A 10,202-nucleotide genomic window follows, 5' to 3' on the forward strand; every position below is an offset into this window, starting at 1 on the left:
CTCCTCCGGTGATTTCTCACGAAGTTCCTCCGGTGATTTCTCACGAAGTTCCTCCGGTGATTTCTCACGAAGTTCCTCCGGTGATTTCTCACGAAGTTTCTCAGGTGATTTCTCACGAAGTCTCTCAGGTAGATTCTCACGAAGTCTCTCAGGTAGATTCTCACGAAGCTCCTCCGGTGATTTCTCACGATGTTCCTCCGGTGATTTCTCACCAAGTTTCTCAGGTGGTTTTTCCGAATTTAGCTGCTTCATTTTGGGCCAGAATATGCACTGCGAATGATTCTTACGATGCTCACCCAATATTGGTTGAAAATACAAAAAAAGCAATGGTGGCACCAAAAGGTACGAAAGAAGTCATTGATGAAATAAATAGGCTAAATAAGGCCACAGGGTTATTTAGTTGTGGTGCTAAACAAAAAGCGAAGAACATTGAAGAAGCATTACAGAAAGCAATCAAAAATAAATCGGTTGTTGATGTGCGTTTGGATGTAAACGTTAAAAATGCTTTAAGTCAGCATAGGATATGTGGCTTTTTTGGTAAGGCAAGAGCGCTTGTTAACATTGAAAATCAATTGTTGATCGAATACCCATCAAAAACAAACCGTTAACTTGAATTAGGATAGGGTGGAATACCACCCTATCCTAATAGTGTGTATTAGGTATGTGGAAAACAAGAGCGCTGGTTCATTGCACCTGAGTTAATCATAACTCCTAAAGACGAGTTTAGACCAAATCGAGGATTGACGAAGTTTTCCGCAAAAAACCCTAATACCAGCCATTTGCTGATTACATTCGAAAAACATGCTCTAGACTCGGATTAGCAGGACGGACGCTGGAGTTTGCAATTCGACCAACACTCTCCACATCCAATGGATTCAAATGCTTGATGAGTTCATTGCAGTAATGTAACGCATCTTCACTGGTACATCTTAAATTGGCTTCTCGATTCATCATGGAGTTAACAAGATTTACAACGGCTTTTTCCAAAATGGTTAAACTGGTTTTATTAATAAAGGGTTTTAGCTCAGTTACTTCATAATTAAGTGTATATATTTCAGGAAATAAATACATGGTTACAATCCCCATAGCATAAAGATCCTTGCAGAAATGATCCCAAAAAGTATAAGGATCACGGTATAAAGTAGTCCATCCAAAAGATTTAGATGAACCCTTTTTATGTGAAGTACCAAAATCAATGAGTTTCATTGAAGTATTGTTTAAATTTAGAATAAAATTTTGGCACTTCACATCTCCATGAATTCGATAGTGTTGGTGCAAGACATTAAGATCAGATAGGCCTGAGCTAAGACAGCGGAGTCGTTTCTCTATTGAAACTTGCAATAGTTCACTCGAAGCATATTGATCTACACTTTGTTCACGTTGCCATTCTGAAACAATACGTATTGATCCGTTTCTTGAAAAATAAAATGCCTGGCGTCCAAGTAATCGATGATATTTAACTTCACGGATTGCCTCGCGTTGAGCTTTAATAGGATCTCGTTGGTTTAGCCTTTTAATACCATAGATAGGTTCAGCTGAGTCCGGTGAACTATATCCTTTTTTAACCTCACCAAAACCGCCACTTGCATATTGTTTACTGTGTTCTATGAATAAACCCTTTTTATTGTCTATCCTAAGCTCAGAACGTGGAACATTGTTTTCTTTTCTACTATTTATGCTTACTGCAGATTCTGAAACGGAAGGTAATTTTGCTGTCACTCTTTGAAATGCTTTGTCCAATGAATTTTGATCCAATAGCTTTCTTACTACAAGCCTGAATATCATTCCGTAGAACCGACTAAGATTGGACCAAGACAAAGAAAGGATATCACTGCATATTCTGCCCCAAAATGAACACTCATTCTGATTGAAAGTGAACACCGATTCTGGCGGAACGTGAACAGTGATTCTGGTTGAACGTGAACACTTTTCCACATATTCCAGAATGAGTGTTCACATTGCCAGAATTGGTGTTCACGTTCCGCCAGAATTTATTTTAACGCATTGAATTTAAATTGATTTGCTATTCTCGATCCATCCATCAGAAAGGGAGATCGGGGATGCCGAATAAGAGGATTACAATGCGTAATATAAGAGAGATATTAAGATTGCGTTTGGTGGCTGGTTTATCCGTGCGTCAAATCCATCGCAGTGCCAGAATCAGTGTGGGCGCTATTCAAAAATTATTGAGTAAGGCAACAGCACTGGGAGTTACTTGGCCTCAGGTAGAATCCTTGAGTGATAAAGAGCTGGCTGTTCTGTTCTATCCGAAAGCCGATACCAATACATCAAAACGGTTTGTAATGCCTGATTGGCCATTGGTTCATACCGAATTAAAGCGTAAGGGAATGACAAAGCAGTTATTATGGGAAGAATATACAGAGCACTATCCCAATAACTGTTATAGCTATCCCCAGTATTGCGCCAATTATATGGAATGGACGAAGAAGCAAAAACGCTCCATGCGCCAGCTTCACAAGGCTGGAGAAAAGCTGTTTGTTGATTACGCAGGCCAAACGGTTCCTGTGATTGATGCCAGTACTGGCGAAATTAAAAGAGCACAGATTTTTGTAGCGGTACTGGGTTGCTCCAGCTACACATTTGCTGAAGCGACCTGGACACAATCATTGCCTGACTGGCTGAGTAGTCATGCCAGAGCCCTGTGTTTCTTTGGTGGCACACCAGAGCTAATCATTCCGGATAACTTGCGCAGCGGTGTGAGTAAGGCATGCCGCTATGATCCGGACATCAATCCGAGCTACCAGCAGTTGGCCGCCCATTATGGTGTTGGCATTATTCCGGCAAGACCCTACAAGCCCAAGGATAAAGCTAAAGCAGAGGTTGGCGTTCAGGTGGTTGAGCGCTGGATCCTTGCTCGCTTGCGGCACTTGAGCTTTTTCTCTCTGGGAGAGCTGAACGCCTGCATTAAGGTGCTACTCAAAGAATTGAACGAACGCCCATTTAAGCAAATGTCTGGCAATCGCCTCAGCGCATTTGAGCAAATGGATAAGCCCTCATTAAAGCCATTGCCAGAACATGCATACCAATTTGTTGATATTAAACGAGTCAAGGTTAATATCGATTACCATGTACAGTATCAACGTCATCATTATTCTGTACCTCATCAGTTTGTTGGTGAGGTACTCGAGTTACATGCGGAAGAATCACGTGTCTGTTTGTACTTCCAACAGAAAATGATAGCCAGTCACGCCCGTAAGTTCTTTGCTGGAATGACCACAGAGTCAGGGCATATGCCAGAACGCCATCAGAAGCATCACAGTTGGAGTCCGGGACGGCTAAAAAACTGGGCAAAAGATATAGGTCCTGACGTTCTGCTTTGGGTAGACAGGCAGCTCTCAAGACGAGAGCATCCTGAACAAAGCTATCGTGTCTGTCTTGGATTATTAAATCTGTCTCGAACCTATCCGGCTGTGCGATTGAACGCAGCTTGCGCACGCGCCAACGATGCAGGACTTTCCCGATTAAAAAATATTAAAAATATACTGGAAAGCAATCTGGACAGATTGCCCATACAGGACAATCCCATCATCAGTTTGCCACAAAGCCATGAAAACATTCGTGGCCCACATTCCTTTCATTAATTAATCAGGAGAACACATTATGACTCATCAGATATTGGCGCAATTACGTCAATTAAAATTAGGCGGCATGGCCAGTGCCATGCAATCACAGCAGGAAATGCCCAATACTTATGATGGATTGAGCTTTGAAGAGCGTTTACAGTTATTGCTTGATCAAGAAAGCTTAAGTCGTGATACACGAAAACAGGAGCGACTTATCAAGCAAGCTCGATTTAAACTCAATGCCAATATACAGGGCATTGATTATAAACAATCCAGAAACATTACCAAAAATCAAATAGCTCAGTTGGCACAAGCAGACTGGATAACCAGAAAACAAAACCTGCTTCTTACAGGACCTTGTGGCAGTGGAAAAACATACTTGGCCTGCAGCCTCGGTCATAGTGCTTGCCTGAAAGGTCTTCAAACCAGATATTACCGTCTGTCACGATTATTTATCACCTTGGCGAAAGCCAAAGCCGATGGCACCTATCACAAGGAATTAACAGCGCTGTCACAAACCAGGTTATTGATCATTGATGATTGGGGAATGGAGCCAATAACCCAAGCTCAACGAAGTGATCTAATGGAAATTATGGACGATAGACATGAACAGTCATCAACACTAATCATTAGCCAACTTCCCGTCGATCAATGGTATGCCTGTATTGGTGATAACACACTGGCTGACGCTATTTTGGATCGATTGGTTCATAATGCTCATCGATTAAATTTAAAAGGGGAATCCATGCGAAAAATACTTGGGAAATTGACTGAAAGTGAACACTTAGTGTAAAAGGTCACTGGGACAATGCGTTAAAATAACAGGTGTTCACGTTCGACCAGAATGGGTGTTCATTTTCGTCAGAATACGCAATCACCTAATTTTTCCTTGCTAATACTAAAATTACTATCATCAAATAACTTAAGTAAATCAAATAACTCAGCTTTTGTTTTCTTTAAACTTAATTTATAACAAGAAGTAAGTGAGGTTTGATCTAACAAATTTGCTTTTTGTAAATAGCGAATTGCACTATAAAACCGATAGTCATCAAACTCTTTATTGAATACTGAGTTAATTATTTCTTTATTGTCTTTTAATAAGGATTTATCGGATAAAATGACTAATATTTGGTTTAATGAAAAAATATCATTAGTACAAACATGATCAAATGCCCTTTTATCAAGCAAGTCATTTTTCTGGAGTATTTTCAAAACGGATTTCTTTTCTAAAAAAAATATAAAATCTTGCTTTAAGAGCATTGTGAAGGTTTCAATATTTAAAAGCAATTCCTTAGAATCAAGTAATACTGGTATAACCTCTTCGAGGTAATGAATGTTGCTATTCGTGCATATTGATTTAATGAGTTCATCATCAAGAGTAATTTCTGCACGATTTAGCAAGGAAATTAAAGTATCGACTGAATGAAGATGTTCTTGCTGAGCAAAATAGTCTAAGCATCTATCATTCAAACAGTTTGCTCTATCAAGCTCTTGTAGTATATGAAAAATAGAATGTATATCATTTATTTTGCTGGCAAGTAAGTTGAGTGCAGTGATAGTAAGATGATTTCTATTGTGCAAAAATCTTAAAGATTGCTCAATTATTTTTAGATAATATGGTGTCCGGGAAGCAATTACTAATACAGTCTCAAGAACCTCAGAATTTAAAGCAATTCGCTGAGATGGCAAACCACAAAATAAGCTCTGTAAAAAGGAAAGTCCATCATATGGAAGGCTGTAAATAATTTGAAAACTATGTTCTGTCATTAGCTTGGCGCTCTTTAAAACAGTATAAATTTCAAACAAATCATTACAGGCAATATTATTTCTTATTGATTCGATAAATTGCAAATTACTGCCACCCGCAGCAATTTCAGGTATTTTTTTAAGTAATCTAAATACATCAGAAGCAGTTAATTCATAATCATCTTGAGCATTTTCGAATTTTTGTAAGTAATTTCTAAATTTATTAGCTCGCTCATGATCTCCATAAAAATATTTACGGAGGTACCATGTTTGATCATATTCTTTTAATATCTGTCGAAGTTTTTCTAATTTCATTTTAGCCCCTTCTATTGAGAATAAATTAGGTAGTGGTTTTGTTTAAAACAAGAAAACAAGCACTTAGAAAGAGCGGGTGTTGGGAATAACCTTATGGCTCGGAAAGCGAGCTTCTGAGTAGAAACTAAGTTGAAGGGATAATTTAAACAATAACTGCATTATTGATATTTAGAATTACAAAATGTGTGATGATAAATCAAAGCCCCACTTGAGTAAATAGGATTTAGGCCGTTGAGGACATATTCAGCTGGAGAACGAATAATAAATTAAATTATTTGAACAGGACTTACGAAAATAACGGGTAACACTCCTCAATGACCTGATAAAGTAGACTGTGCCTGGGTCGATGACCCGCCTATTCCAGCCGTTAATACCTTGTCAATCGGTCCACTTGATTCAAAACGCAAAGCCTCTCTTTTTTCATGAACCATTTTTTTCAACGCTTTCACTGAATCAGTCTCCGTAGAACTTAATCTGGACAAGAATCCCTGTTGTTTTTCAAGGATTTGATAAGCATGTGATTTTTGAATTATGGTTCGTTGTTCGAAACTCGTTAATTCTTCAAGCGTCGTTAATTTATCGACCTCTTTTTTAAAATCAAACAAAATTTCTCGTTTTAGTTGCTCCCCCTTTAGATGTGCAAGCTCTGCTTTAATGTCTTTAAAACCTTTCGCAGTATCGCCAAAGACATGAGGTCGTCCTATCGCTTTGGTATGACCAACATGTTCGGCGATGAGTTGTTTTGCAAATGCCCCATTTGCATTTGGACAATTTAATCGCTTAACAACATCCATTTCTTTTAAATGGGCAAGTAGATGATCTTTCGCAAGTTGCGAGGTTTTGTTTAAAGGAACACGCACTAGAATAGTTAATCAGTAGTTTATCAGGGTTATATAGATTCAAAGGGCTAGACTTCCCCCCTTTGCCAGCCTCTGAAATGACAACCGCTTTCATGTGTTTATAAAAATCAACCCTATCTTGTTTTGATTAAAGTTTGGTCAGCCCACTATACAGAGATTCTTAGTTCATCGTTTACCGCTTTTTTTGCCAACAAGACTTTGGTGTAGGCAAATGTGTCATTTAGGGCTTTATCAAAGGCACTTTCATTTCCATCAAGTAATAGCATTGTCGCATTGATTTGATCAAAACCATCAATAAAAGTAAATTCTTTTCTTATTTCAGTCATCTCCAACACCCCCAAAAACTCATTGAAAGCATGCCCACCGCTGTTGAATAACAAACTAGAAAAAAAGCATTTTAAAAAATTAGTGAATTTTTCTTGCGAGTTAAAAACCAGCTTTCCCTCGTCCTGTAATTTTTTCATGAAACGCAGTTGGCATAAAGTTGTACCTGATATCGAACAAGAGAAAGGATGAACCCGTTTGGAAAAATTTTTCCTGGGCCACTCTGCTAGTGGATCGTAGGTATTTTGATCCGATGGTTTTAGAAAAGTAAATCCACGTTCTGCATAAGCAATGTCATTGCGAGGCACTGGCATATAAGTTTTCATCAACCCAAAATGATTCGAAAAATAAGGGGAGCGTTCAGAAATAAAGGCTAAGGTTGGTGTACTAGGTTTTTCCTTTACAACTCTTCCTCTATTTTGTTCTGAGAAAAATCCAGTACCATAAAGATTAAGTGGCACTTGAGGATTTTTGGCATGCAACACCCCCAACCAGGAAGCCCTTAGAGTTAATATTAGCTTTTCCTTTTGCTCAAAAGATAAACTTTGATAATTTTCATGATGCTGCACTTTCTCGAATGCATCCATGTATTCAGTAGCAAAATTATCCTCTTTTGGCGAAATCTTTCCATTCGTATAATTATTAAATTTATTTCTATTTTCTTCTGGTAAAGCATCATAAAGTGCTTTGTTATACTCCAAAAGATCGTCTTTTTTTATTTGATTTAGAGCGATTAATAAGGTTTCAAATGCTAAATGAGTTTCAAAATAACGTCGGGATTCATCTTCATTGATGTCCATGTCTCTGTATGAAATTTCATATTCTTCTGTTAGGCAACTCTCTTGGAATAAATTCTCAATGTATTTTAGATCGGCTGAAGAAAAAATACCTTCAATATAAAATTGCCTTAGAGCCCTACAAATGGATTTATCCTCTTTATATTTATCAATCAATAGCAATAAAGCTTGTCCAAAAGATATTCTTGGCATGATGACAGCTGATCTAAAACAAACGAACTAATAGTATAAATACTTATTATTAAGGAATAATTAAATGCACATTGACTTACATTTAATCTTTTTGGTCGAGCAAGCATGAAAAAAAAGCATACGGCCGATCTGCATAATCATTTGAATGACAGTTTTAGTCTGTCCTAACTAAAAAGAACTGTTGAAAAAAACAAATGCTTGTCGTTTTATGAAGACTTCGTGAATGCACGGGAAAAGTATCTGCAACTGACAAGCAAACAACCAAAAGCCCCCTCATCCAGTCGCAAGCATCTCCCCTGATTTAAGCGATCCAATTGTGGTTGGTACAGACGACGAAATCATTTTTGGCTCAGGCACAAAACATGAATTTGATAAAGTACTGCGCTTTTTTTCAAACTCTAAAAAATTAAGCAGAAAAGAAATCAAGCAGCATTTCGTTTTATTGTTCTCAGTAAGGGGCGAAAAATCACTGAACTAATACGTGTTTGTATCCATCCCCAGTTTTTAATGGGCAGGACTCACCCCTTTAATGAGTATACAGACAATTAGCAATAATAGATCTCCGGCATTACTAAGTTTTTTTGTTTCGAAAAGACCTAGATAAAGAAGCATCAATCAATCCAAGGTCTTTAATACACTTACCGCCTGGAGTCCACCGGAGCTCGTTTCACCGATAAAAGAGACAAGAACAGGTTAGTTATTGATTGATGAGTTAGTTACAAGAGTAACACGCTCTATAGCGCTGTGCCTCAGGATGCTAACGTTTCTGAGTATTTAAACAATAACTCCACTAGTTTAACTGAAGCTCCAAGTGGCTGTTATGACAGCGATTAGCAAATATCAAGATAAAACGAAAGGAGGAAAAAATATGCCCAGGGAGAAAACGGTTGGTTTAGCTTTTTAGACACGGTTCAAGAGGCTTCGAAGACTCTGCAAAGCTATTTTAGGATGTGTTGCTGTTCGATGATGAACAGGCTATTAAACAACATCTCAAAGACTTTTGTCGATAAAACCCGCTGAAAGGCATTTTCTTTTTTCTTATATAGTGGACGAACTTCGAAAGATTCCAGACAGCTCTTAGTCAAGGATAAAACCAGATCAAGACAATAAATACAACAAAGAGTCTAGGCAACGTATATGGACTCATGAGACCAATTCGTATTGAGGGTGGTAGAGGCTGTTTCTCATAGACTTCCCAGAGACTAGTCAGGAATATTGCGTTTAGAATTGTTTATTGCCTCATATGGGTCTGCACCCTAGAAGAACATCCCGTTGATTAAGGCATAAGAAAACTCTGATCAATTATATTACAATTTGCTATAATTAGATCGTGATTTCTATTGTTCTGAAATTGGAGTTACTCCATGCCAGCACCCTATTTAAACCTAAATGGTTTAAAAATAGCGCCTTTTAAAAATCCAACTACTCAACCCTATGGATCATTTGCAAATACTACTCCAGTAGGAACAAACGCTAAGGAATATCGAATTCAGCAATCCGTTTCAGTTCATGGGCAACCATTAAATTTTAATTGGCCGTCATCAGAACATGCCTATCATGCACAAAAAATTATTCATTTAAAAAATAAACTTCCCCCAGGAGATCCAGCCCAAAAGACTTTAACTAAAATGCTAGAAGAAATTGAGGCTACAAACGAAGAGTTCTCACCCCGAAAACATTATGATGGTCTTGTTAATCGTTATCTTCCAGAGTTAAATCAAAACAAACTTAATGTAGTAGATAAAAAAGAATTTGATAAGCTTTGTGATGCTGATTACCATGCAATTCATAATCCTACTGGAGGAAAAAAATCAGTTGATTTTATGAGAACTATCATTCGATTAAAATTAGCACAACATCCTGATTTAGCCAAGAAAGCAATAGAGTGTGCCAAAGAAGGTGTTCTACCTGTTGAGGTGAGTCAATATGACAATAACTGGGCATCAGGCCCAGATGGTAAAGGCGAAAATATGTTGGGAATTTTAATTCTGGAAGAAGGGAATAACTTACTTGAACAGCAAGGAGGCACTCCCGTAATACCCAATCCTCAGCAGGCATACCAAAGTTTAAAAATCACTCAAAATTTAAGTCACGATAATTTAGTCGGTAAGATTAATCCATCATCGCCACAATGGGTTGTACCTTCTACAGGAGAGCCATCTGTTACAACGACGAATCCATTGAATAATCAGAGTCATCAACAATCATCCCAATATTATGAAAGTAGAGGCGGTAACCAACGCCTTATGATTAATCAAAATAAAGTGATTGGTTATGAATTCCGTCAAGACAGCAGCCAACCTTGGCAAAAAAGTGGAGATCCTTCTCGTTTTCAGGCTTTAGTAAGTGCCTTTACACAGCAACAAAGAGTTCAAGCACCTAGT

At 38.0% G+C, this 10,202-nt stretch carries 7 protein-coding genes and 1 pseudogene; 4 read left to right on the top strand and 4 right to left on the bottom strand.

Annotated features, from left to right (window positions below; all coding sequences use genetic code 11):
• Positions 1-608, top strand: a 608-nt coding sequence (locus Lwal_RS17910; protein WP_238584285.1) for a hypothetical protein, incomplete at its 5' end; no start/stop codon positions are given.
• Between the two features lie 178 nt (positions 609-786).
• Here the strand turns inward: Lwal_RS17910 and Lwal_RS07995 are convergent.
• Positions 787-1,755 (bottom strand): protein kinase domain-containing protein, encoded by a 969-nt coding sequence (locus Lwal_RS07995; protein WP_058480300.1) that lies wholly within the window; start codon positions 1,753-1,755, stop codon positions 787-789.
• A 305-nt stretch (positions 1,756-2,060) separates the two neighbouring features.
• Here Lwal_RS07995 and istA point away from each other — a divergent pair, with 305 nt between their 5' ends.
• Complete coding sequence (gene istA / locus Lwal_RS08000; RefSeq protein ID WP_058480301.1) at positions 2,061-3,602, top strand: IS21 family transposase; 1,542 nt, start codon at positions 2,061-2,063, stop codon at positions 3,600-3,602.
• Between the two features lie 16 nt (positions 3,603-3,618).
• Entirely contained in the window at positions 3,619-4,377 is a 759-nt protein-coding gene (gene istB / locus Lwal_RS08005; protein WP_058480302.1) for an IS21-like element helper ATPase IstB, read from the top strand.
• Between the two features lie 68 nt (positions 4,378-4,445).
• On the opposite strand, the gene Lwal_RS08010 is transcribed toward istB, so the two are convergent.
• The 3 genes from Lwal_RS08010 to Lwal_RS08020 form a co-directional block, all read right to left on the bottom strand.
• Entirely contained in the window at positions 4,446-5,645 is a 1,200-nt protein-coding gene (locus tag Lwal_RS08010; RefSeq protein WP_058480303.1) for a hypothetical protein, read from the bottom strand.
• 311 nt (positions 5,646-5,956) lie between these two features.
• Positions 5,957-6,505, bottom strand: a complete 549-nt coding sequence (locus Lwal_RS08015) for a hypothetical protein (protein WP_058480304.1) — start codon at positions 6,503-6,505, stop codon at positions 5,957-5,959.
• A 146-nt stretch (positions 6,506-6,651) separates the two neighbouring features.
• Positions 6,652-7,818 carry a hypothetical protein gene (locus Lwal_RS08020; RefSeq protein ID WP_058480305.1) on the bottom strand — a complete coding sequence of 389 codons (1,167 nt, stop codon included), beginning with the start codon at positions 7,816-7,818 and terminating at the stop codon, positions 6,652-6,654.
• Between the two features lie 1,364 nt (positions 7,819-9,182).
• Between Lwal_RS08020 and Lwal_RS08025 the strand changes: the two are divergent.
• Positions 9,183-10,202 (top strand): annotated as a pseudogene (locus Lwal_RS08025) (hypothetical protein); the annotation flags it as partial.

Source organism: Legionella waltersii (assembly GCF_001468085.1).
In the GTDB taxonomy this organism is placed as follows: Bacteria; Pseudomonadota; Gammaproteobacteria; order Legionellales; family Legionellaceae; genus Legionella; species Legionella waltersii.

Coding starts and splice junctions, on each gene's coding strand:
- Lwal_RS08010 (WP_058480303.1), bottom strand. CDS start 5,645: ATGAAATTAGAAAAACTTCGACAGATATTAAAAGAATATGATCAAACA.
- istA (WP_058480301.1), top strand. CDS start 2,061: ATGCCGAATAAGAGGATTACAATGCGTAATATAAGAGAGATATTAAGA.
- Lwal_RS08020 (WP_058480305.1), bottom strand. CDS start 7,818: ATGCCAAGAATATCTTTTGGACAAGCTTTATTGCTATTGATTGATAAA.